This is a genomic window from Rubellimicrobium aerolatum, from assembly GCF_017872975.1.
Taxonomy (GTDB): domain Bacteria; phylum Pseudomonadota; class Alphaproteobacteria; order Rhodobacterales; family Rhodobacteraceae; genus Rubellimicrobium; species Rubellimicrobium aerolatum.
Genome location: NZ_JAGGJP010000018.1, coordinates 39,581 through 63,047 on the forward strand (window position 1 = coordinate 39,581; position 23,467 = coordinate 63,047).

General features: G+C 70.1%; 17 protein-coding genes. 4 read left to right on the forward strand and 13 right to left on the reverse strand.

The features are described 5' to 3' along the window. Positions 1 to 1,536, reverse strand: coding sequence for an aldehyde dehydrogenase (NADP(+)) (locus tag J2Z33_RS15515; RefSeq protein WP_209842730.1), 1,536 nt, complete (start codon positions 1,534 to 1,536; stop codon positions 1 to 3). Between the two features lie 292 nt (positions 1,537 to 1,828). Here J2Z33_RS15515 and acs point away from each other — a divergent pair, with 292 nt between their 5' ends. Then, the gene (gene acs / locus J2Z33_RS15520; protein WP_209842732.1) at positions 1,829 to 3,790 is read left to right on the forward strand and encodes an acetate--CoA ligase; all 1,962 of its coding nucleotides are present in this window, start codon (positions 1,829 to 1,831) and stop codon (positions 3,788 to 3,790) included. A 152-nt stretch (positions 3,791 to 3,942) separates the two neighbouring features. Next, on the forward strand, positions 3,943 to 5,757 hold the full coding sequence (locus J2Z33_RS15525) for an MFS transporter (protein ID WP_209842734.1): 1,815 nt from the start codon (positions 3,943 to 3,945) through the stop codon (positions 5,755 to 5,757). A gap of 66 nt (positions 5,758 to 5,823) precedes the next feature. On the opposite strand, the gene J2Z33_RS15530 is transcribed toward J2Z33_RS15525, so the two are convergent. From J2Z33_RS15530 to J2Z33_RS15570, 9 genes are all read right to left on the reverse strand, one after another. Then, complete coding sequence (locus tag J2Z33_RS15530; RefSeq protein ID WP_209842736.1) at positions 5,824 to 6,105, reverse strand: hypothetical protein; 282 nt, start codon at positions 6,103 to 6,105, stop codon at positions 5,824 to 5,826. Between the two features lie 64 nt (positions 6,106 to 6,169). After that, positions 6,170 to 7,336 (reverse strand): fumarylacetoacetate hydrolase family protein, encoded by a 1,167-nt coding sequence (locus J2Z33_RS15535; RefSeq protein WP_209842738.1) that lies wholly within the window; start codon positions 7,334 to 7,336, stop codon positions 6,170 to 6,172. 58 nt (positions 7,337 to 7,394) lie between these two features. Further along, a complete protein-coding gene (locus J2Z33_RS15540; RefSeq protein WP_209842740.1) occupies positions 7,395 to 10,499 on the reverse strand; it encodes an efflux RND transporter permease subunit in 3,105 nt (1,034 codons plus the stop codon). Between the two features lies 1 nt (position 10,500). Further along, positions 10,501 to 11,736 carry an efflux RND transporter periplasmic adaptor subunit gene (locus J2Z33_RS15545; RefSeq protein WP_209842742.1) on the reverse strand — a complete coding sequence of 412 codons (1,236 nt, stop codon included), beginning with the start codon at positions 11,734 to 11,736 and terminating at the stop codon, positions 10,501 to 10,503. A gap of 111 nt (positions 11,737 to 11,847) precedes the next feature. After that, positions 11,848 to 12,873 (reverse strand): ABC transporter ATP-binding protein, encoded by a 1,026-nt coding sequence (locus tag J2Z33_RS15550; RefSeq protein ID WP_209842744.1) that lies wholly within the window; start codon positions 12,871 to 12,873, stop codon positions 11,848 to 11,850. A gap of 3 nt (positions 12,874 to 12,876) precedes the next feature. Then, positions 12,877 to 13,710, reverse strand: coding sequence for a carbohydrate ABC transporter permease (locus J2Z33_RS15555; protein WP_209842747.1), 834 nt, complete (start codon positions 13,708 to 13,710; stop codon positions 12,877 to 12,879). Then, positions 13,710 to 14,690 carry a carbohydrate ABC transporter permease gene (locus J2Z33_RS15560; protein WP_209842749.1) on the reverse strand — a complete coding sequence of 327 codons (981 nt, stop codon included), beginning with the start codon at positions 14,688 to 14,690 and terminating at the stop codon, positions 13,710 to 13,712. The genes J2Z33_RS15555 and J2Z33_RS15560 overlap by 1 nt, the downstream gene beginning before the upstream one ends. A gap of 100 nt (positions 14,691 to 14,790) precedes the next feature. Further along, positions 14,791 to 16,080, reverse strand: coding sequence for an ABC transporter substrate-binding protein (locus J2Z33_RS15565; RefSeq protein WP_245218913.1), 1,290 nt, complete (start codon positions 16,078 to 16,080; stop codon positions 14,791 to 14,793). Between the two features lie 127 nt (positions 16,081 to 16,207). Further along, the gene (locus J2Z33_RS15570) at positions 16,208 to 17,284 is read right to left on the reverse strand and encodes a LacI family DNA-binding transcriptional regulator (RefSeq protein WP_209842751.1); all 1,077 of its coding nucleotides are present in this window, start codon (positions 17,282 to 17,284) and stop codon (positions 16,208 to 16,210) included. 115 nt (positions 17,285 to 17,399) lie between these two features. On the opposite strand from J2Z33_RS15570, the gene J2Z33_RS15575 reads away from it, so the two are divergent. Beyond that, complete coding sequence (locus tag J2Z33_RS15575; RefSeq protein WP_209842753.1) at positions 17,400 to 18,977, forward strand: alpha-amylase family glycosyl hydrolase; 1,578 nt, start codon at positions 17,400 to 17,402, stop codon at positions 18,975 to 18,977. A 72-nt stretch (positions 18,978 to 19,049) separates the two neighbouring features. On the opposite strand, the gene J2Z33_RS15580 is transcribed toward J2Z33_RS15575, so the two are convergent. The 3 genes from J2Z33_RS15580 to ndk form a co-directional block, all read right to left on the reverse strand. Further along, positions 19,050 to 20,264, reverse strand: a complete 1,215-nt coding sequence (locus J2Z33_RS15580) for an MFS transporter (protein ID WP_245218914.1) — start codon at positions 20,262 to 20,264, stop codon at positions 19,050 to 19,052. Positions 20,265 to 20,491: 227 nt separating this feature from the next. Further along, positions 20,492 to 20,722, reverse strand: coding sequence for a con-10 family general stress protein (locus tag J2Z33_RS15585; RefSeq protein ID WP_209842755.1), 231 nt, complete (start codon positions 20,720 to 20,722; stop codon positions 20,492 to 20,494). Between the two features lie 131 nt (positions 20,723 to 20,853). Beyond that, positions 20,854 to 21,276 (reverse strand): nucleoside-diphosphate kinase, encoded by a 423-nt coding sequence (ndk, locus tag J2Z33_RS15590; protein WP_209842757.1) that lies wholly within the window; start codon positions 21,274 to 21,276, stop codon positions 20,854 to 20,856. 184 nt (positions 21,277 to 21,460) lie between these two features. Here ndk and J2Z33_RS15595 point away from each other — a divergent pair, with 184 nt between their 5' ends. Then, positions 21,461 to 23,311, forward strand: coding sequence for an ABC-F family ATP-binding cassette domain-containing protein (locus J2Z33_RS15595; RefSeq protein ID WP_209842759.1), 1,851 nt, complete (start codon positions 21,461 to 21,463; stop codon positions 23,309 to 23,311). Positions 23,312 to 23,467: the final 156 nt, after the last annotated feature.

The window sequence follows — 23,467 nt, forward strand, 5'->3', positions numbered from 1 at the left end:
TCAGAAGCCGCGCAGGTCCTCGGGCAGCAGCTCCTCGGGCCAGTTCTGGAAGCAGACCGGCCGGAGCCAGCGGCGGATGGAGAGCGTGCCCACCGAGGTCGCCCCGAAGTTCGTCGAGGCCGGATAGGGGCCGCCGTGCACCATGGCGTCGGCCACTTCCACACCGGTCGGGAAGCCATTCGCCAGCACCCGCCCCGCCTTGCGCGCCAGGACCGGCGTCAGCCGCCCGGCGAGGGCATGATCGCCCGCGTCGAGCTGGAGCGTCACGGTGAGCTGGCCCTCCATCGCATCGGCGACCGCGAGCATCTGATCCTCGCCCGTCACGCGGACCAGCAGGCCCAGCGGCCCGAAGACCTCGTGCGCGAGCTCGGGCTGGGCCAGGAAGTGCTCGCCCGTCACTTCGTAGAGGAAGGGCGTGGCGTTGCGGCCCGAGGGCTCGGAGACGTGGAGCGCACGGACGCCCTGCCCGCCGCCGATGCGCTGGGAGCCCTCGCGATAGGCGGTGGCGATGCCGTCGGTCAGCATGACCTGCGGCCCGACCGTGGCCAGGCCATCGGCCGCGTGGCGGGCGAAGGCGTCGGCCTCGTCCCCGTCCAGCGCCACGGCGATGCCGGGGTTGGTGCAGAACTGGCCCGCGCCCATGGTGAGCGAGGCGACCCAGCCGGTCGCGATTTGGGTGCCGCGCGCGGCCATCGCCTCGGGCAGCACGAACATCGGGTTGACGGAGCCGAGTTCCCCAAAGAAGGGGATCGGCTCGGGCCGGCGGGCGCAGAGGTCGAAGAGCGCACGGCCCCCGGTGAGCGAGCCGGTGAAGCCCACTGCGCGGATGACAGGGTGCTGCACCAGCGCCTCGCCGGTCTTGCGGTCGCCGCCCTGGATCAGGGAGAAGACGCCGCGCGGCAGGTCGAGTGCCTTGATCGCGGCGAGCACGGCCTCGGCCACCACCTCGCCGGTGCCGGGGTGGGCGGAGTGGCCCTTGACCAGCACCGGGCAGCCGGCCGCCAGAGCGGAGGCCGTGTCGCCGCCCGCGACCGAGAAGGCCAGCGGGAAGTTCGACGCGCCGAAGACCGCGACCGGGCCGATGGGAAGCTGGACCAGCCTCAGGTCCGGGCGGGGCAGCGGCTGGCGGTCGGGGAGTGCGGCATCGTGCCGGCGGTCGAGATAGGCGCCCTCGCGGATGTGGGACGCGAAGAGGCGAAGCTGGCCGATGGTGCGGCCGCGCTCGCCTTCGAGGCGGGCCCTGGGCAGGCCGGTCTCCAGGTGTCCGATCTCGGTGATGGCGGGGCCGCGCGCCTCGATCTCCTGGGCGATGCGTTCGAGGAAGGCGGCCCGCGCCTCGCGCGTCAGCGCCGAAAAGGCGGGGAAGGCGGCTTCGGCGGCCTGGGCGGCCCGGTCCACCAAGGCGGGCGAGCCCAGGGCGAAGTCGCGCCCCTCGCCCGTCCAGGGCGAGGATCGGAACGTGCCCTCCCCCGCCACCCATTCGCCCGCGATCAGGTGCCGGCCTTGGGCCGGCCCCACAACTTCGCCATCCGCCATGATGCGATCCTCCGTCTTTGGACGTGCTATCTCGCGTCGCGGGGCGCGGAAGTCCACAGGCGACGGGGAGATGTCCGCCATGCAGGCGGTGACCGGCCACCGAACCAGCAGACTTTACATCATCTTTACAGAACGTCGTTCGGCATGGCAAATTCAGTGACAAAATTGCGGCGCCGGTGAACCGGACGGGGACGGCGGGGGTGTATAGGCCTATCCCTGGACTCGGGATGGAGCGTCGGGCGGCGGCGCCCGGCTGGAGCTGGGACCATAGGCCCGGCACGAGGAGGAGGACATGATGCTCGACAACGAGCTGCATGCGGCCAGGGAGGCAACCGGGACCGCGGCGAAGGACGGGGCGCAAGCCTATTACGACAGCTACACGGCCTCGCTGGCGGACCCCGACCGATTCTGGGGCGAGCAGGCCCGGCGGCTGACCTGGATCAGCCCGCCGACCCGGATCAAGAACACCTCGTTCGAGAAGGGCAACGTCTCGATCAAGTGGTACGAGGACGGCACGCTGAACGTCTCGGCGAACTGCATCGACCGGCACGTGGCCACCAACCCGGACAAGGTCGCGATCATCTGGGAGGCCGACAACCCCAAGGCGCCCTCGCGCCACATCACCTACCGGGAGCTGCTGGAGGAGACCTGCCGGATCTCCAACGTCCTCAAGGCGCATGGCGTCAAGAAGGGCGACCGGGTGGTCATCTACATGCCGATGATCCCCGAGACCGCCTTCGCGATGCTGGCCTGCGCCCGCATCGGCGCGATCCATTCGGTGGTGTTCGGGGGCTTCTCGCCGGATTCGCTGGCGAACCGCATCAACGACTCGGACGCGAAGGTGGTCATCACCGCCGACTTCGCGCCACGCGGCGGCAAGACGACGCCGCTCAAGTCCAACGCCGACGCCGCGCTTCTCCACTGCTCGGACAAGGTGAAGTGCATGGTGATCCGCCACACCGGCGGGCAGATCCACTGGACGCCGGGCCGCGACATCGACCTGACGGATGAGATGCGCAAGGCGCCGTCCTACTGCTCCTACGCCGAGATCGGGGCCGAGGACCCGCTGTTCATCCTCTACACCTCGGGCTCGACCGGCAAGCCCAAGGGGGTCGTCCACACCTCGGGCGGCTATCTCGCCTATGCGTCGCTGACGCACGAGGTCTGCTTCGACTTCCAGCCGGACGACATCTGGTGGTGCACGGCGGACGTGGGCTGGGTCACCGGGCACAGCTACATCGTCTATGGGCCGCTGGCGAACGGCGCGACCGTGCTGATGTTCGAGGGCATCCCGACCTGGCCCGACGCCGGGCGGTTCTGGGACGTGGTGGACAAGCACAAGGTCACGCACTTCCACTCGGCGCCGACGGCGATCCGGTCGCTGATGGCGCAGGGGCCGGAATGGGTGGACGGCCACGACCTGAGCAGCCTCAAGATGCTGGGCACGGTCGGCGAGCCCATCAACCCCGAGGCCTGGAACTGGTATCACCAGCACGTCGGCAAGGGGAAGCTGCCGGTCATCGACGCCTACTGGCAGACCGAGACCGGCGGCCACCTGATCTGCCCGCATCCCTACGGGACCCCGCTCAAGCCCGGCTCGGCCACGACGCCGTTCTGGGGCATCAAGCCGGTGGTGGTGGACGCCGCCACGGGGCAGGTGCAGGAGGACATGGGGACGGAAGGGGTGCTCTGCATCGCCGATAGCTGGCCCGGTCAGGCCCGCACCGTCTGGGGCGACCACGCGCGGTTCGAGGACACCTACTTCTCGCAGTATCCCGGCCTCTACTTCACCGGCGACGGCTGCCGGCGGGACGAGGACGGCTACTACTGGATCACCGGCCGCGTGGACGACGTGCTGAACGTCTCCGGGCACCGCATGGGCACCGCCGAGATCGAATCGGCCCTCGTCGCCCATGAATGCGTGGCCGAGGCGGCGGTGGTGGGCTTCCCGCACGACATCAAGGGCCAGGGCATCTACGCCTATGTCAGCCTGATGCGCGGCGTGGAGCCCACCGAGGAGCTGCGCAAGCAACTGGAGACCTGGGTGCGGCAGGAGATCGGCCCGATCGCCAAGCCGGACCTCATCCAGTTCGCCCCCGGCCTGCCCAAGACCCGCTCGGGCAAGATCATGCGGCGCATCCTTCGCAAGATCGCCGAGAACGACCACGGCACCCTGGGCGACATCAGCACGCTGGCCGACCCCGGCGTGGTGGACGACCTGATCGCCAACCGCATGAACCGCGGCAAGGACTGAGCTCAAGGCCCCGGCCCGGGGACAACCGGGCCGGGCGACCCCCGAGAACCGCGACGAGGCTCTGCCCTCCCATGAGGAGGGGCGGGCGGAGCCACGCCAAGCGTCGCGGAGAGAGACCGCCGGCAACGACCGGCTCCCAGAGGAGGAAGGGAATGGCATCGATCGACGCAGGGACCGGCGGAGTGAACCGCACGCGTCCCATGACCGCCGAGGAAAAGAAGGTCATCATGGCCTCCTCGGCCGGGACCATCTTCGAATGGTATGATTTCTATCTGTATGGCTCGCTCGCCGCGATCATCGGCGCGCAGTTCTTCACGCCCTTCCCCGAGGCGACGCGCAACGTCTTCGCGCTCCTCGCCTTCGCGGCGGGCTTCATCGTGCGGCCCTTCGGGGCGCTGGTGTTCGGGGCGCTGGGCGACCTCGTGGGCCGGAAATACACGTTCCTGATGACGATCCTCATCATGGGGGCCTCGACCTTCCTGGTGGGCCTGCTGCCCAACTACTACCAGTGGGGCGTCGCCGCGCCGATCATCCTGATCGCGCTGCGGATGTTGCAGGGCCTCGCGCTCGGTGGCGAATACGGCGGGGCGGCGGTCTACGTGGCCGAGCACGCGCCCATCGGCCGGCGCGGCTACTACACCGCCTTCATCCAGACGACCGCGACGCTGGGGCTGCTGCTGTCCCTCGTCGTCATCATCTCGGTGCAGGGCTACGTGAACGGCAACTGGCCCGACCAGCCGGTGCTGGACGCGGCGGGCGCGGCGATGACCAACCTCGACGGCTCGCCGATGATGCAGAAGGCCTTCAATGCCTGGGGCTGGCGCATCCCGTTCCTGGGCTCGATCATCCTGCTGCTGATCTCGCTCTACATCCGGCTCCAGATGCACGAATCCCCGGCCTTCAAGGCCATGAAGGAGGAGGGCACCGCCTCCAAGGCCCCGCTCAAGGAAGCCTTCGGCACCTGGAAGAACGGCAAGATCGCCCTGATCGCGCTGTTCGGCCTGACCATGGGGCAGGCGGTGGTCTGGTATTCGGGCCAGTTCTACGCGCTGTTCTTCCTCCAGAACGTCATCAAGGTGGACAGCTTCACGGCCAACGTCCTCGTGGCCTGGTCGCTGATCCTGGGCACCGGCGGCTTCCTGTTCTTCGGCGCGCTGTCGGACCGCATCGGCCGCAAGCCGATCATCCTGGCGGGCTGCCTCATCGCCGCGCTGACCTACTTCCCGGTCTTCGAGGCGCTGACCCGCGTCGCCAATCCGGCGCTGCACGCCGCGCACCAGACGCCGGTGACGGTGACCACCAACCCCGAGGACTGCTCGTTCCAGTTCAACCCGACGGGCACGGCCAAGTTCACCTCGTCCTGCGACATCGCCAAGGCCCAGCTTGCCCGGACCTCGGTCAACTACACCACCGTCGAGGACCCGGCCGCGACCGCCGCGACCATCCAGATCGGCGACGCGGTGATCCCGTCCTATGACGCCGGCGCGCTGACCGGCGCCGACTTGGCCGCCGCCAAGACCGCCTTCGACGCGAGCGTGGCCGACGCGCTCCGCACCGCCGGCTACCCGCTGGTCGCCGCGGACAACGCCACCGTCGCGGTGGCCTCCAACTTCGTCGACATCTTCACCGGCCAAAAGCTCGCGATCGTCGCGATCCTCACCTACCTGATCCTGCTCGTCACCATGGTCTACGGCCCCATCGCCGCCATGCTCTGTGAGCTGTTCCCGACCCGCATCCGGTATTCCGGCCTGTCGCTGCCCTACCACATCGGCAACGGCTGGTTCGGGGGCCTGCTGCCGGCGACCGCCTTCGCGATCTCGGCGCAGTCGGGCAACATCTACTCGGGCCTCTGGTACGCGATCATCGTCGCCGCGGCGACGGTGGTGATCGGGGCGATCTTTGTCCCCGGCGGCACGCAGAGCAAGTCGATGTTCACCGACGACCCGGAGCACAAGGTCCACCACTGACCTCTCTTGGCCCTAGGCCTACACGCGACCGCCCCCGGAGTTCCTCTCCGGGGGCGGTTCGCGTTTTCAGGGCATGATGCGAAGGACAAAGTGCCGGATCGTCATCACCACGGCGAGCAGCACGAGGTTCGCCAGCACCCCCACCGCCACAAGCTGCCAGAAGGGCGCGGCGGCGTTCTGGCCGAGGGTGGCGGGGATGATGAAGGCCACGAACAGCACGCCCGCCGCCAGTGGAAGCCATCGGCCCGTCACGGCCTCGGTCCGCAGCATGGTCACGACCAAGGCCACGATCAGGCCCAGCCGGAACGGATCGAAGATCTGCGCGGTCAGTATCTCGCCCAAGGTCATGTCGCGGCGCCTCCCTTTTTCGCCCCTGACAAGGTAGGGGATGCGCCGCCCCGCCCCAAGGGGGTCACAGGAGTCCCCGCCCCGCGAGGTTCCGCATCAGCGCGCCCGCGCCGAAGGTCCATTCGGGAACCTCGGTAGACAACCCCACGACGCTGACCAGCGCCCCAAGTTCCGGGCAGGCGATGGTCACGCGGTCGCCCCCGTGGTGCGTGAAGCCCTGGCCGGGCGCATCCCGGTCCTCGACCGGCGCGAAGAGCGTGCCGAGGTAGAGCAGGAACCCGTCGGGATACTGGTGGTGACGCCCGCGCGCCTGGGCCACGAGGTCGAGCGGGTCGCGGCTGATTTCCCTCATCGACGACCGGCCCTCCATCCGATAGCCGCCCTCGCCTTCCACGGTTAGCGTCAGCTCCAGGCCGCGCACGGCATCCATCGCGAAGCCGTCGTCGAGCAGGCGGACGAACGGCCCGAGGGCGGCCGAGGCGTTGTTGTCCTTAGCCTTTCCAAGGAGCAGCGCCGAGCGCCCCTCCACGTCGCGCAGGTTCACGTCGTTGCCGAGCGTGACACCCCGGACGCGGCCGCGCGAATCGCAGGCCAGCACGACCTCGGGCTCGGGGTTGTTCCAGCGCGACACGGGGTGGAGCCCGACCTCGGCCCCCCAGCCCACGGCGGCCATGGGCGGGCATTTGGTGAAGACCTCGGCGTCCGGGCCGATGCCGACTTCCAGGTATTGCGACCAGAGCCCCTCGGCCTGGAGCAGGCGCTTGACCTCGGCTGCCGCCTCGGACCCCGGACGCAAGTCGCGCAGCCGCTCGCCTACCACGGCGCCGACGCGCGCCCGGATCGCTTCGGCGCGGGAGGGGTCGCCGCCCGCGCGCTCCTCGATCACCCGCTCGATCATCGACCGGGCGAAGGTCACGCCGCAGGCCTTGACCGCCTGGAGGTCGGCGGGAGCGAGGAGGCGCGTCGCCTCGGGGTCGCCCGAGCGGGCGGCGTCCAGGCTGGTCTCGGCGATCTCCTCGGCGCTTCCCAGGTCCTCGCCCGGCGCGGTGCGCGCGTGGTCCGCCACATCGTCCCGTTCGAGAAGCGCGCTCAGCGTCGGGGCCTCGCGCGAGGTGATGTCCACTACGCGGCCCCCGCGCAGCGCCACGACCGAGGGGCCGATCCCCCCGCGCCAGACCCGCCCCACGAAGAGCCCCTCCCCCGGCAGCCCGAGGCCAACCCCCTGATCCATCCCGTCCCTCCTTTGTTTCGGACAGGGTGCCAGCCGGGCGGGCCGACCGGAAGGGGGATCACTCCGCCGGCGTGCCGTGGTCGGGGGGCGAGGGGACCAGACGCCCCGCCCAACGGCCCAGCGCGTCCATGTAGGTCAGCGCCACCGGCACCACGACCAGCGTCAGCAGCGTCGAGGACACCAGCCCTCCGATCACCGCGTGCGCCATGGGGGCGTTCTGCCCGCTGCCGCCGTGGAGGTTCAGCGCCAGCGGCAGCATCCCGAAGATCATCGCCAGCGTCGTCATCACGATGGGCCGGAACCGCGTCTGCCCCGCTAGCACGAGCGCATCGTAGAGGTTCGTGCCCTCGCGCGCCCTCTGGTTGGCGTTGTCCACCAGCAAAATCGCGTTCTTCACCACAAGTCCCATCAGCATGATGAAACCGATGGCCGAGAAGATGTTGAGCGTGCTCCCCCCGATCAGCAGGCCCGCCAGGACCCCGATCAGGGCCAGGGGCAGCGACATCATGATGGCGAGCGGCTGAAGGAAACTGCCGAACTGCGAGGCGAGCACAAGGTAGATGAACACCACCGCCAGCCCCAGCGCGGTCAGCGCCGAAGCTCCGGACTCGGCCAGTTGCTCCGCGTCGCCGCCCTGGATCACCCGGTAGCCGGGCGGCAGGTCGAGCGCCTCGGTCGCGGCGTTGACGGCGGGCAGCACCTCGCCCAGCGTCACGTCGGCGAGGTTCGCCGTCACCGTCACCGTGCGCGACAGGTCGGTTCGGTTGATCTCGGACGGCCCCACTGACGGCACGAGAGTCGCCACCTGATCGAGCCGGACCAGCGCGCCCCCGGCGCTGGCGATGGGCAGCGCGCCCAGCGCTCCGGCGTCGGTCCGCGCCGCTTCGGGAAGCTGCACGTTGACCGCGTAGCTCTTGCCGTCGGGCGAGGTCCAGTCGCCGACGTTGGTGCCCCCCAGCAGCGTCGAGAGCGAATCGCCCAGGGTGGCGAAGCTCACGCCCAGGTCGTCCGCCGCCTCGCGGTTCAGCCGCACCGCCAGCACCGGCTCCACGTCCTGAAGGCTGGTGGTCACGTCGGAGAGCCCCTCGACCGCCTCCAGCCGGCGCTGGAGGTCGGCGGCCAGCCGCTCCAGCTCCACGAAGCTGTCGCCCGAGAGCGTGAGCTGCACCGGCGCCTCGACGCCGCCCAGGCCCCCCGCCGCGCCGATCGTGACCTCGATCCCCGGCACCGCCCGCAGCGCCTCGCGCACGGGCTCGGTCATGTCCTGGGGCGCCCGCGTCCGCTCCGCTTGCGCGACCATCGTCACCTGGATCGTCGCCTGCGTCACCCCGCTCGCCGTGGTGCCGGAGTTCACGGTGGCGTAGGTCCGCGCCACCTCCGGAAATTCCTTCAGCACCGCGTCCACCTGCCGGATCTTGGCTGCGGTGCGGTCGAGCGACGATCCGGCGGGCGTCTCGATCTCCACCTGGAAGCGGCCGTCGTCCACGGCGGGCGCGAACTCCGTCCCGACCATCGGCACCAGTGCGAAGCTGCCCACGAAGGCCAGCCCCGCCACCCCCAGCGTCAGGAGGCGATGCCGCAGGGCCCCCCGCACGAGGCCGCCATAGGCCCGGCCCAGCGCCTCGAAGAAGCGGTCGAAGCGGTCCACCAGCCGCCAGACCGGCCCCTTGGGCGCGTCCGGGTCGGCCGAGGGGTCGTACCAGACCGAGGACAGCATCGGGTCGAGCGTGAAGGCCACGAAGAGCGAGATCAGCACCGCGACCGAGACCGTCACCCCGAACTGCAGGAAGAATCGCCCGATGATCCCTTCCATGAAGGCCACGGGCAGGAACACGGCAACGATGGAGAGGGTGGTCGCCAGCACGGCGAGGCCGATCTCCTCGGTCCCTTCCAGCGCCGCGCGGCGGTGCGTCTTGCCCATCCGCAGGTGCCGCACGATGTTCTCGCGCACCACGATGGCGTCGTCGATCAGGAGGCCGATGGCGAGCGACAGCGCCAGCAGCGTCATGATGTTGAGCGTGAAGCCCAAGGGGTAGATCACCGCCATGGCCCCGATGACCGAGATCGGCAGCGTCAGCCCGGTGATGAGCGTGGAGCGCCAGGAGTTCAGGAACAGGAACACGATCACCGTGGCGAGGATCGCTCCCTCGACCAGCATGTTCTGGACGGACAGGTAGCTTTCCTCGACCTCCACGGCATTGTCGCTGACGACCTCGATCCGCACGCCCTCGGGCATGTCGTTCGCGTTCATTTCCTCCACCACTGCGCGGATCGCCTGCGCGACGGCGACGGTGTTGGCGCCCTGCTGCTTGACCACGTCCACCGCCAGCGCGGGCCGCCCGTCAAGGAGTGCCAGTGAATCGGTCTCGGCCGCCGCGTTCTGGATCGTCGCCACGTCGCCCAGCCGCACGGGCAGTCCGCCCTGAGTGCCCACCGTCAGGTCGAGGAAGTCCTCGGCTCGCTCCACGCGGCCCTCGACGGTCACGCTCTGAACGGTCGTCGCCGATTCGATGTCGCCCGCCGGGTTGTCGCGGTTCTGGGTCAGGAGCGCCTGCGTCACCTGCTCCACCCCGATGCCGAAGGCGTTCATGCGGTCGGGGTCGAGAAGCACGTCGATCTGCCGGGGCGTGCCGCCCACCACCGAGGCCCGCCCGACCCCCTGGATCGCCAGCAGCCGGCGTGCGATCACGTCCTCGGCCAGCGCGGTCAGCTCGCGCGGCTCCAAGGCCCCCGTGACGGCGAGAGAAACGATGGGCTGCTCGGCCGGGTCGAAGCGGAGGATCTGCGGCTCCTCCACCGCGTCGGGAAAGGCGGCCTCGACCTGGGCGAGCTTGTCGCGCACGTCCTGAGCGGCGTCGGCGGAGTTCACCTCCAAGTCGAAGAACATCACGACGATGGCCGCGCCGGGCTGCGCGGTCGCCTGCACCTCGTCGATGCCGGCGATGGTGCTGACCGCCTCCTCGATGGGCTCGATCACGTCGGCCTCGACGGCCTCCGGGCTCGCTCCGGGGTAGGACACGACGGCGGCCACGACGGGGAAGTCCACGTCGGGGAACTGCTCGATCGGCAGCCGCGAGAAGCTGACGAGGCCGAAAACCATGATCGCCACCATGACCATGGTGGCGAAGACCGGCTGGGCCACGCTGATGCGGGTCAGGAACACGTCAGAACTCCACCAGCTCGACCGCCTGCCCCGGCTCCAGCCCGGTCAGCGGCGCGACCACCACGCGGTCGCCGGGGCTCACCCCCTCGACCCGCACGAGGCCGCCGGGCCATTCCTCTCCCGCCGTCACGTCCCGTCGGGCGAGGGTGTCGCCCTCGATGACGAGGACATGGGTGCCTTCGTTCTCAGTGCTGGCCTCGCGCAGCGCGTCGCGCGGCAGGGCGAGGACGTCCACCGCCTCGGCGGTGACGATCTCGCCCGTGGCGAACATCCCGCCGCGCAGCAGCCCTTCGGCGTTGTCCACCGCGACATAGACCGGCAGGGTGCGCGTCCCCTCGGCGGCGACAGGGGCGATGCGCTCCACGGTGCCAACGAACGTCCGGCCCGGAAGGCCGTCCACCCGCAGCTCGACCTCCTGCCCCGCTGCGACCGCCACTCCGGCCGAGACGGGGGCCGCGCCCTGCATCTCCATCCGGGACAGGTCCACCAGCGTGAGGAGCGGCGTCCCCGCCGCGACCACCTGCCCCGGCTCCACGTCGCGCGACGCGATCACGCCCGAGAACGGCGCGCGCAGCGTCGCCCCCTCCAGCGCCAGCTCGGCGGAGCGGACCTGCTCCTCCTGCGCCTGGAGGTTGGCGCGCTGCGCCTCGGCGTTGGCCCGCGCCTCGGCCAGGGTCGATTCGGCCTGCACGCCACGCTCGGCCAGCGCCTCGGCCCGCCCGAGCTGCTGCTCGGCCAGCGCCAGTTGCGCCCGCGTGGCGGCGGCGTTGCTGCGGGCCAGTTCCACGTCGAGCGTCAGCCGCTCCACGTCCACCTGCACGAGCACCGCGCCCGCCTCCACCCGGTCGCCGGGACGGGCCGCGACGGACTCCACCCGGCCTCCGGTCTCGGCGGACAGGTCGGCCCGCCGTTCCGGCGCCAGCGGGCCGATGACCTTGACGGTGCGCCGCAGCGTCAGGGGCGCTACCTCGGTCCATTCGTCGCCGTTGACCTGCATCGCGACCGGAGCCGCCGGAGCGGCGGCGACGGCTTCGGGGGCCGCCACGCGCTGCCACCACATCCAAGCCCCCGCACCCGCCGCCAGCACGACCAGCAGAGCCACGACCCAAGGCCAGCGCCGCCGCGACGGGAGGCCCTGCCTCACCCGCTCCGCCGCCGCGCGCTCGCGCCGCGTGAGCGCCCAGTCGGGCTTCGCGGGGGCCTGGCCCTCGGTGGTGTCGATCAGGTCCTTGGCCATCCTGCCACTCGCTTCCCGCGGCAGGGATCGCCGCCCCCCAAGGGTGGGCTTGGCGGGCTTCGGGTTCAAGGCCGCCCGCGCGGGCGTGACCCGCGACTTATGGCTCCTGCGCTACTCCGCCGCGAGCGGCGCCTGCACCGGCCGCCCTGTCTCGTCGAAGCGGTGCAGCATCCCCGGCCGGGGCTGGAGCGACACGGTCGCCCCTTCGGGCACCGCGACCTTGCCGGGCTGGCGGACGATCAGCGGCTCCTTGGAGCCGATCTCCACGAACAGGTAGTTGTCGCTCCCCAGGTCCTCGGCGTGGATCACCTGGCCCTGCCAGATCCCCGCCCCCTGCGGCACGAGGTCGATGTGCTCGGACCGGATGCCCAGCGTCGCGCAGCCATGCGCCCGCGCGAAGTCGCCGTCGAGGAAGTTCATCTTGGGGCTGCCGATGAACCCCGCCACGAACACGCTGTTCGGATGGTCGTAGAGCTCGGTCGGCGTGCCCACCTGCTCCACGAGGCCGTCGCGCAGCACGCAGATCCGGTCCGCGAGCGTCATTGCCTCCACCTGATCGTGCGTCACGTAGATCATCGTCACGTCGCGCATGTCGTGGTGCAGCTTGGCGATCTCCAGCCGCGTCTGCACCCGCAGCGCGGCGTCGAGGTTCGACAGCGGCTCGTCGAACAGGAACACGCGCGGGTCGCGCACGATGGCCCGGCCAATGGCCACCCGCTGCCGCTGCCCGCCCGAAAGCTGCTTGGGCAGCCGGTCGAGAAGGTGGTCGATTTGGAGCATCTGGGCCGCCCGCCGCACCCGCGCGTCCATGTCGGCCTTGTTCGACCCGCCCAGCTTCATGCCGAAGGCCATGTTGTCGTAGACGGTCATGTGCGGATAAAGCGCGTAGCTCTGGAACACCATGGCGATGCCGCGCTTGGACGGCAGGACGTTGTTCACCCGCTCTCCATCGAAGTAGAGGTCGCCGGTGCTGATGCTCTCCAGGCCGGATATGAGGCGCAGCAGCGTGGACTTCCCGCAGCCCGACGGCCCGACGAAGACCATGAACTCCCCGCGCCGGATCTCCAGGTCGATGCCCTTGATGACGTTCACCGCGCCGTAGGTCTTGGTGACGTTGCGAAGCTGGATGTTGGCCATGGCTTACCCCTTGACGCCGCCGGCGGTGAGCCCCGCCACGATCTTGCGCTGGAACACGAGGACGAGGATGATGAGAGGCACCGTCACGACGACCGACGCCGCCATGATCGGCCCCCACGGGATCTCCTGCACCGAGGCGCCCGAGAAGTTGGCGATGGCGACGGGCACCGTCCGCTGCGTTTCGTCGATGGTGAAGGTGAGGGCGAACAGGAACTCGTTCCAGGCCCCGATGAAGGCCAGGAGCCCCGTCGTCACCATCGCCGGCCAGAGGAGCGGCAGGAATACCTTGGTGATGATGACCCAGGGGCTCGCCCCGTCCACGATGGCCGCCTCCTCGATCTCCACGGGCAGGTCGCGCATGAACGTCGTCAGCACCCAGACCGTGAAGGGCAGCGTGAAGATCGTGTAGGAGATGATGAGCGCCCAGGGCGTGTTGTAGAGCCCGAGCCAGTTGATGAGCTCGTAGAGCCCCGACAGCACCGCGATCTGCGGGAACATCGACACTGCGAGGATGGTCAGCAGCAGCAGCCCCCGCCCCCGGAACCGCACCCGCGCCAGGGCGTAGGAGGCGGTCACGGCCAGCAGCAGCGCCGCCAGCACCGTCACCGTCGCCACGAAGACCGAGTTCAGGACGGAGCGGAGGAAGCTCGCCCGGCCCAGCACCGTCTCGTAGTTGGAGAAGTCCCAGCTCTGCGGCAGGTAGTTGACCCGGAACAGGTCGGTCCCGGTCTCGAAGCTCGACAGCACCGCGTAGTAGAAGGGAAACACGGCGATCAGCACCACCAGCGCGACGCCGATGTAGAACATCACGTTCCAGAAGATGGACGACGCCGTCATCAGCTCCGCTCCCCCGTGAGGTCCACGCGGCCCAACCAGATGTAAAGGCCGACGAAGATCAGGATGATGAGGAACAGGAGCGACGACTGCGCCGAGCCCTCGGCGTAGTCCCCGAACTCCCGGATGTTCTGGAAGCTGATGACGGACATCGTCACTGTTCCTTCGGACCGGGGCGTCAGCACCCAGATCAGGTCGAAGATCCGCAGCGCGTCGAGCAGGCGGAAGATCACCGCCACCATCAGCGCGGGCTTGAGCAGCGGCAGCGTCACCCGGAAGAACACCTTCACCGGATGGATGCCGTCGATCTTGGCCGATTCATACATGTCGCGCGGGATCATCTGGAGCCCGGCGAGCATCAGCAGCGCCATGAACGGCGTCGTCTTCCAGATGTCCACGATCAGCACGGCGATCATCGCCGTGTCGGGCCGCGCCGTCCAGGCGATGGGCGAATCGATCAGCCCCACCGACAGCAGCATCGAGTTGATGATCCCGTACTGGTCGTTCAGCATCCAGCCCCACATCCGGGCCGAGACGATGGTTGGGATCGCCCAGGGGATCAGGATGGCCGCGCGCACGAGGCCGCGCCCCTTGAACTCGGCGTTCAGCATCAGCGCGACCAGCAGGCCCAGCACCGTCTCCAGCCCGACCGAGATGATGGCGAAGCGCACCGTGTTCCAGACGGCGTTCCACCAGTCGGGGTCGGCCAGGACGCCGCGCCAGCGGATGTCGCCGTTCTCGCGCACACGCCAGGTCAGGTAGTTCTCGAAGCCCACCCATTCCGCGCCGCCGCTAAAGATGTTGTTCGCGTCCGCGTCGGTGAAAGAGAACATGATCGACCGGAACAGCGGCCAGGCCGCCACGAAGAACAGCATCAGGAGCATCGGCGCCAGGAACCAGAAGGCGGCGCGCACGCGCTGCTGCTGGAGCCCCGTCTCGCGGGCCATCGCCCGTTCGGTCGCGGCGGTGATGGTGGTGGTCATGGCGCCGGTCCTCCCCCCGGTGTCGGGCGGCCGTCCCGGAACCGGGGGGCCCTGGCCCGGATCGGACCGGGCGGCGGCGTGGCCGCCCGGTCCGGGATCGTCACTCCTCCAGGAGGTCCTGCAGATCGATCTCCAAGTCCTCCAGCGCGGTCGCGGCGTCCTCCTCGCCCGAGATGACGCTGTGGACGGCGGTGAAGAACAGCGTCGAAACCTCGTTGTAGTTGGCTTGGGTCGGCGCCGAGGGGCGCGGCACGGCAGTCTGGAACACCTCGACCCAGCGGGCGAAGTAGGGGTTCGCCGCCAGGATCTCCTCGTCCGAATAGAGCGCCTGGAGCGTGGGCAGGTTGCCCTCGTTCAGCGCGCGCTGCTTCTGCGCCTCGGCCGAGCCGAGATACAGCGCGAGATCGATCGCCGCCTCCTGATTGTCGCCATAGCGCGACACGGCCATGTTCCAGCCGCCCAGCGTCGCCGCCGAGGTCGCGCCCTCGCCCTCGCCCATCGGCAGGGGCGCCACGTCGAAGAGGCCCTTCACCGCCGAATCGTCGCCGTTGCCCAGCAGGTAGGCGTAGGGCCAGTTCCGCATGAAGACCGCGTTGCCGGTCTGCCAGACCCCGCGCGATTCCTCCTCCTGGTAGGCCAGCACGCCCTCGGGCGAAATGGTCCCGACCCAGCCCGCTGCCATCTCCAGCGCGGCGGCCGCCTGCGGGTTGTTGACCGAGATGGTGCCGTCGGCTTCGACGATCTGGCCGCCGCCGTTCGACTTGATCCATTCCAGCGCGTCGCAGGTCAGCCCCTCGTAGGCGTTGCCCTGCCAGACGAAGCCCCACATCTCGGCGTTGCCCTCGGCCCGCTCGGCGTCCTGGATGAACTGCGCGGTCTCCTGCAGCTCGGCCCAGGTGGTCGGCACCTCGCGCCCGTGCTTCTCCAGGAGGTCGGTGCGGTAGTAGAGCGCCGGGGCGTCGGTGAAGATCGGCATGGCGACCAGCTTGCCGTCCACCGTCTGCGATTCGACGATCGAGGGGAAGTTCTGCTCGATCAGCCCGGCTTCCTGCGCGTGGGGCAGGAGGTCCACGAAGTGCTCGGCCAGTTGCGGCGCCCAGATCACGTCGGTCTGGTAGAGGTCGATATCCCCGTTCCCCGCCGCGAGCCAGAGCCGGTATTGCCCGAACTGGTCCGAGGTCGAGGCCGGCATCGGCACGAGCACGGCGTCGTTGCCGGTCCGCTCCTCCCAGGGGGCCACCAGCGCGTCGAAGTTGGCCACCGCCGCGCCGACGGCGCCCGAGACGACCGTCACCTCGACGCCCTGCGCGCCTGCGGCCGAGGCGGACAGCGCCGCCACGATGGCCAGCGCGGACGACCGCAGCGCGACCGCCTTCATCTTGTGGGTCATGGGATCCTCCCGGATGTCGGCGGGTGCCCGCCGTCTTTTGCTATGGCTTCGGATGACCTTCCGAAACGCTTTGGACGTTAGCTGACCCGCGTTCGGCGCGTCAACCGGCTTCATCCTTCGCTTGGTCCTAAGTTACGCCGCCCGTTCGATCCGTCAACGAATCCCTCCGCCGCGTCGCAGCGGAAACCGGGGCGACCGAGCCCCTCTCGACCAACCGCACCTCGCCCACCATCTGCAGCTCGGCCAGCGGCGCGCCGTCCACCGCCGCCGCCAGCAGCCGCGCGAGGTGCGGCCAGCCCCAGGCCAGTGGCGACCATGTCGCCGTCAGCGGCGGGTCGAAGGCCCCGACGCGGAACCCCGGCAACTCGTCGTCGTGCGCCACCACCGACACGTCCCCCGGCACCCGCAGCCCCAGCGCCCGCAGCGCCTGTAGCAGCCCCGCCGCCAGCCGCGCATTGCCGCAGACGACACCCGTGGGCCTCGGGCCCCCCTCGCCGAACAGAGCCACTCCCGCGAGCAGCCCCTCCCCCTCGCTCATCGGTCCCCAGCGATGGAGCCCCGGCGCCTCGGCGATCCCCGCCCGCGCCAGCACCGCCCGCCAGCCCTTGTGGCGCGAGGCCGCGTAGGTCCGCCCCCGCGGCCCGTTCAGGAAGGCGATGCGCCGGTGCCCGGCCGCGACCAGCACCTCGGTCAGCCGCTCCGCGACAATCCGGTTGTCGATGTCGTAGAACGAATAGTCATGCGGCTCCTCGATTCTCCCGTGGATCACGAAGGGCACCCCCGCCCCGCGCAGGAACTCCACCCGCCGGTCCCGCCTCTCGGGGTCGAGCAGCACGAAGCCGTCCAGCGCCCCCCCGCCGGTCAGTCGCCGATAGACCTCCACGATATCGTCCTGCGGGTCGGCGATGTGCAGCACGAAGGCCCGACCCAGCCGCGACAGGTGCTGCGACAGCGTGCCGACGATCTGCACGAACATCGCGTCCTCGGCTTGCGGCGGGATGTCCGGCAGCACCAGGCCCAGCATCCCCGACCGCCCCGTCGCGAGCCGCCGCGCCGAGACGTTCGGTTGGTAGCCCAGTTCCCGCGCCGCCGCCCTCACCCTCTCGCGCGTGTCGGCCGCGACGTCGGCGTGGTCGTTCAGCGCCCGGCTCACCTGCGTCACCGACAGGCCGAGGTGGCGGCTCAGGTCCCGCAGCGTGGTCATGAACCCCTCCCGCGAAGCCCGTTGACCGCGTTCCCCGCGCTTCTAGGCTTCTCGCGAAGCTTGCCATTCCGAAACGCTTCGGACAAGCCGGGCGTCACAGGGGGAGGGGACGGCCATGGACAAGGACTGGTGGCGCGGCTCGGTGACGTATCAGGTCTACCCGCGCAGCTTTCAGGACTCCGATGGCGACGGCGTGGGCGACCTGCCGGGCATCACCGCCCGGCTGCCGCGGATCGCCGATCTCGGAGTCGATGCCGTCTGGCTCTCGCCGGTGTTCCGCTCGCCCATGGTGGACATGGGCTACGACGTGTCCGACCACCGCGACATCGACCCGACCTTCGGCACGCTCGCGGACTTCGACGCCCTGGTGGCCGAGGCGCACCGCCTCGGGCTCCGGGTCCTCATCGACCAGGTTCTGAACCACGCCTCCACCGACCACCCGCTGTTCCGCGAAAGCCAGAGCAGCCGCGACAACCCCCGATCCGACTGGTTCGTCTGGGCCGACCCCCGCCCGGACGGCACGCCGCCCAACAACTGGCAATCCGTCTTCGGCGGCCCGGCCTGGGAATGGGACGCCCGCCGCTTCCAATACTACCTGCACAACTTCATGGTCGCGCAGCCCGACCTGAACTTCTGGAACCTCGCCGTGCAGGACTGGGCGCTCGACACGCTGCGCTTCTGGCTCGACCGCGGCGTGGACGGCTTCCGCTTCGACACGGTCAACTTCTACTTCCACGACCGCCAGTTGCGCGACGACGCCGCCGATTTCCGCGTGAAGGCCCGCCCTGCCTTCAAGACCTACGACATGCAGTATCACCTGTTCTCGAAGAACCAGCCCGAGAACCTCGCCTTCCTGAGCCGCATCCGCGCCCTCATGGATTCCTACGGCGCGACGGTCACGGTGGGCGAGGTCGGCGAGGCCCACCATCCCATCGAGATGATGGGCGACTACACGTCCCAAGGCCGCCTCCACATGGCCTACAGCTTCGAGATGATGGAGGACCGCTTCTCCGCCACCTTCTTCCGCGAGACGATCCAGCGCTTCCACCGCCTCGCCCCTCAGGGCTGGCCCTGCTGGGCCTTCTCCAACCACGACGTGCCGCGCCACGTCACCCGCTGGGCCGCCCACGCCGCCGACCCCGACCGCTTCGCCCGGCTCTGCGCGATGCTGCTCCTGTCCTTCGAGGGCTCGATCTGCCTCTACCAGGGCGAGGAGCTGGGCCAGACCCAGACCGACCTCGCGCTCTCCGAGATCATCGACCCGCAGGGCCGCGTCTTCTGGCCCGAGGACAAGGGCCGCGACGGCTGCCGCACGCCCATGATCTGGGAGGCCGACGCCCCCGGCGGCGGCTTCACCACCGGCACCCCCTGGCTCCCCCTCAAGGCCCCCCAGCGCGCCCGCGCCTTCGACCGGCCTCGGGCGCAAGCCACCCGCGACACCTACAAGGCCATGCTCCGCCTGCGCCGCGAGGAACCGGCGCTTCGCCACGCCCCCACGCGGTTCCTCGACGCGCCTGAGCCGATCCTGCTGTTCCGGCGCGGCGACCTGCTCTGCGCCTTCAACCTGTCGGCCGAGCCCGCCGCCACGGCCCTCCCCGGCAGGGGTGCCCCTCTCCTCGCGCAGGACGCAGCATGGCAAGGCGGTCGCCTGACCCTCGGCCCCAACGGCGCGCTGATTTCCCGCTTGACCTGAAAGGCCTGCGGATGGTGGGGTTCCACCCCACCATCCGCCTCACCTTGGCCGTCCGGGCCTACGCCGCGGCCGTCACCGCCCCCGGAACACTCCGCGTGGCAGGAACACCGTCAGCAACCCCAGCGCCGGCAGCCACGCGCAGACCCGATACACAAACTCGATCCCCCTCGCGTCGGCCAGCGCCCCCAGCCCCGCCGCCGCCAGCCCGCCCATGCCGAAGGCGAGCCCGAAGAAGATCCCGTTGATGAGCCCGACCCGCCCCGGCACCAGCTCCTGCGCGAAGACGACAATGGCCGGGAAGGCCGAGGCGATCACCACCCCGATCACGAAGGTCAGCCCGACCGAGGCCCAGAGGCCGGCGTAAGGCAGCGCCAGCGTGAAGGGCAGCACCCCCAGGATCGACACCCAGATCACCGCCAGCGGCCCGATCCGGTCGCCGATCGGCCCGCCGCCGATCACCCCCAGCGCCATGCCGCCCAGGAACACGAACAGCATGAGCTGGGACTGCTGCGCCGTCAGCCCGAACCTCTCGATGACGTAGAAGGTGTAGAAGGACGACAGCGACGAGGTGTAGGCGTTCTTCGTGAACACCAGCACGCCCAGCACCAGCAGCGCCCCCAGCACCCGTCCCCGCGACAGCGCCGGACTCTCGTGGGCGGCGCGGACGGCGCGCGGGGCCGCGACCGGGCGGCGGCGGTGCCACTCAGACACCCAGCGCAGCACGCCGATCCCCACCGCCGTCAGCACCGTGAAGGCCAGGAGGCTCGGCCGCCCGAAGGGCGCGACGATGAAGGCGGCGAGCAGCGGTCCGACCGCGTGCCCGACGTTGCCGCCCACCTGGAACACGCTCTGCGCCGTCCCGTAGCGCCCGCCCGAGGCCGCACGCGCCACGCGCGAGGCCTCGGGGTGGAAGATCGACGATCCGACGCCGATCATCATCGCCCCCAGCACCAGCATCGGATAGTTCGGCGCGAGCGCCAGCACCACGATCCCCAGCAGCGTGGACCCCATCCCCAGCGGCAGCGCCAGCGGCATCGGCCGCTTGTCCGTCACCACCCCCACTACCGGCTGGAGCACCGAGGCCGTCACCGTGAAGGCGAAGGTCAGGAGCCCGATCTGCCAGTAGTCCAGCGCGAACTCGTCATGGAGCAGCGGGTAGATGGCGGACACCAGCGACTGCATGATGTCGTTGATGCAGTGGCACAGCGCCACGCCCCCCAGCACCCCCCAGGCCGCGCCCGGCGCGCCCGCGAAGGCCCCGCCCATTCCCTGAGCCGTCGTCGTCATCGCCCGCCTCGTCCGCCGATCCTCGCCCCCGGCGGGCTACGCCGCCGCGATTCCCCGTGCAACAGGAAAGCGGGACGGCCCTCGCCGTCCCGCTTTCCCCGTCCGTCCTCCGGCCCGGCCGGAGCCCGAGCGCCGCCCGCCGCATCGCCTCCGTAGGGCAGGGTTTCACCCCGCCATCGCCCCGACGCCTCGAAGGCCGACCTACGCCCCGGTCGCGGAGCCTCCTCTCAGGACTGCCCGCCCTTGCGGCCCGCCTCGGCGGCGCGGGCGCGGTTGTTGGCGAAGTTCCCTCCCGAGGATTCGCCGCCCTTGCGCCCGGCCTGCGCCGCCCGCGCGGGGTCGTTGCGGAAGTTGCCTCCCGAGGCCTTGCCGCCCTTGCTGGCGATGGCCCGCTGCTTCTCCGGGTCCATCGCGGCGAAGCCCCGAGGGGGTGCGCTGGTGCCTTCCTGGTTCGCCATGCTGGCCTCCTGTCCGACTGGCTGAATCGCCTCCGAACCGGGCAGCGGGCCGAATGTTCCCCCGCGCCTCGCACAATGAGAAAGGCCCGCGCCGGGGCGCGGGCCTTTCGCTGCGTCGGCCGCCTGGGGCCTCAGCCGACCAGCTCGAGCCCCGAGAAGAAGAACGCGATCTCCTGCGCCGCCGTCTCGGGCGCGTCGGACCCGTGCACACTGTTCTCGCCCACCGACTCCGCGAACTCGGCGCGGATGGTGCCGGGCGCCGCGTCCTTCGGGTTGGTCGCGCCCATCACCTCGCGGTTCTTGAGCACCGCGCCCTCGCCTTCCAGCACCTGCACGACGACGGGACCCGAGGCCATGAAGTCGGTCAGCTCGCCGAAGAAGGGCCGCGCGGCGTGAACCTCGTAGAACTTCTCGGCTTGGGCGCGGGTCAGCAGGATGCGCTTCTGCGCGACGATCCGCAGGCCCGCCTCCTCGAACTTGGCGGCGATCTTGCCCGTGAGGTTGCGGCGGGTCGCGTCGGGTTTGATGATCGAAAGGGTGCGCTCGATGGCCATGGCGTGGTTTCCTTCAGGCCCGGGCCCCGTGCCCAGGCGTCCGGCCGCGCCCCTATCACGCGCCGGAGAGCCCGGAAACCCCCCGCGCCGCCCGCCCGTGCCGCCCGCCCGTGCCGCCGGTTGACGCCCCGCCCCTCTTGCGTCAAAGCTCCCGCGCTTCCCCGTCAGCCCAAAGGGTCCCGCGATGCTCCGCCTCGACGACATCTCCTATTCGGTCGAAGGCCGCCCGCTGATCGAGCACGCCTCGGCCACCATCCCCACCGGCCACAAGGTCGGCCTCGTGGGCCGCAACGGCACCGGCAAGACCACGCTGTTCCGCCTTATCCGGGGCGAGCTCACGCTCGACACCGGCTCCATCGAGATCCCCCGCGGCGCCCGCATCGGCGGCGTCGCCCAAGAGGTTCCCGGCAACGAGGTCTCCCTCCTCGACACGGTGCTGGCCGCCGACACGGAACGGGCCTCCCTGCTGGACGAATCCCACACCGCCACCGACCCCCACCGCATCGCCGAGATCCAGACCCGGCTGGCCGACATCGACGCCTGGTCCGGCGAGGCCCGCGCCACCGGCATCCTCAAGGGCCTGGGCTTCACCGACGAGGAGACGCGGATGCCCTGCTCCGCCTTCTCGGGCGGCTGGCGGATGCGCGTGGCGCTGGCCGCCGTGCTCTTCGCCCAGCCCGACCTGCTGCTGCTCGACGAGCCCACGAACTACCTCGACCTCGAAGGCGCGCTCTGGCTCGAAAGCTATCTCGTCAAATACCCTCACACCGTCCTGATCGTCTCCCACGACCGGGAACTCCTGAACCGCTCTGTCACCGGCATCCTGCACCTGTCGGAGAAGAAGCTCACCTACTGGAACGGACCCTACGACCAGTTCGCGAGGCAACGGGCCGAGCAGCGCGCCAACCTCCAGGCCCAGGCCAAGAAGCAGGAGGAGCGCCGCGCCCACCTCCAGTCATTCGTGGACCGCTTCAAGGCCAAGGCGTCGAAGGCCAAGCAGGCGCAGTCCCGCGTGAAGATGCTGGCGAAGATGGAATCGATCCGCCTCCCCGAGGACGACGCCCGCACCGTCTTCACCTTTCCCAAGCCCGAGCCTCTTTCCCCTCCGATCATCGTCACCGAGGACGCGGCGGCGGGCTATGGCAACCACATCGTCCTGCACGGCCTGAACCTCCGCATCGACCAAGACGACCGCATCGCGCTCCTGGGCCGCAACGGCGAGGGCAAGACGACGCTGGCCAAGCTGCTCTCCGCCCGCCTCCAGCCCGCGCGCGGCCGCCTCACGCGGTCCAACAAGCTCCGCATCGGCTTCTTCGCCCAGCATCAGGTGGACGAGCTGCACGTGGACGAGACGCCGCTCCAGCACCTCCAGCGCCTCCGCCCCGACGAAGGGCAGTCCCGCCTGCGCGCCCGCCTCGCCGGCTTCGGCCTCCTCGCCGCCCAGGCCGAAACGGTTGTGGGCCGTCTGTCGGGGGGCCAGAAGGCGCGGCTGTCGCTGCTCCTCGCCACGCTCGACGCGCCCCATCTCCTCATCCTCGACGAGCCCACGAACCACCTCGACATCGAGAGCCGCGAGGCGCTGGTCGAGGCGCTGTCCGACTACGAGGGCGCGGTGATCCTGGTCAGCCACGACATGCACCTCCTGTCGATGGTGGCCGACCGGCTCTGGCTGGTGAAGGGCGGCCGCGTACGCCCCTACGAGGACGACCTGGAGGCCTACCGCGCGCTTTTGCTGGCCGGCGACCGGGCGACCGAGGCCAGGCCCGAGAAGCCGAAGGCGCCGAGACCCTCGCGCGAGGCGATCCTGTCCATCCGCGCCGAGGTTCGCAAGTGCGGGGAGCGGCTGAAGAAGATCAATGAGATGCGGGACAAGCTGGCGACCAAGCTGGCCGACCCCGAGCTTTACGAGGATGTCCGCAAGGGCGAGTTGGAGACCTGGAACCGCAAGTACGCCGAGGTCATGGAGGGCCTCGCCCGCGCCGAGGAGCTCTGGCTCGCCGCTCAGGAGAAACTTGAGATGGCAGAGACCCCTTGACAGCTCCCCATAATACCGAGGTTTGAGCGTCAATGAGTTGGAAGCAGGTTCCACGCTGCCGTGTAGCGCGACGATCTGGGTGAGGTGAGCGCGACAATCTGGATGGGAAGCGTGGGTGTCGCGACGAGGTTGAGCATTGCGGCGTCGTGTGCCGCG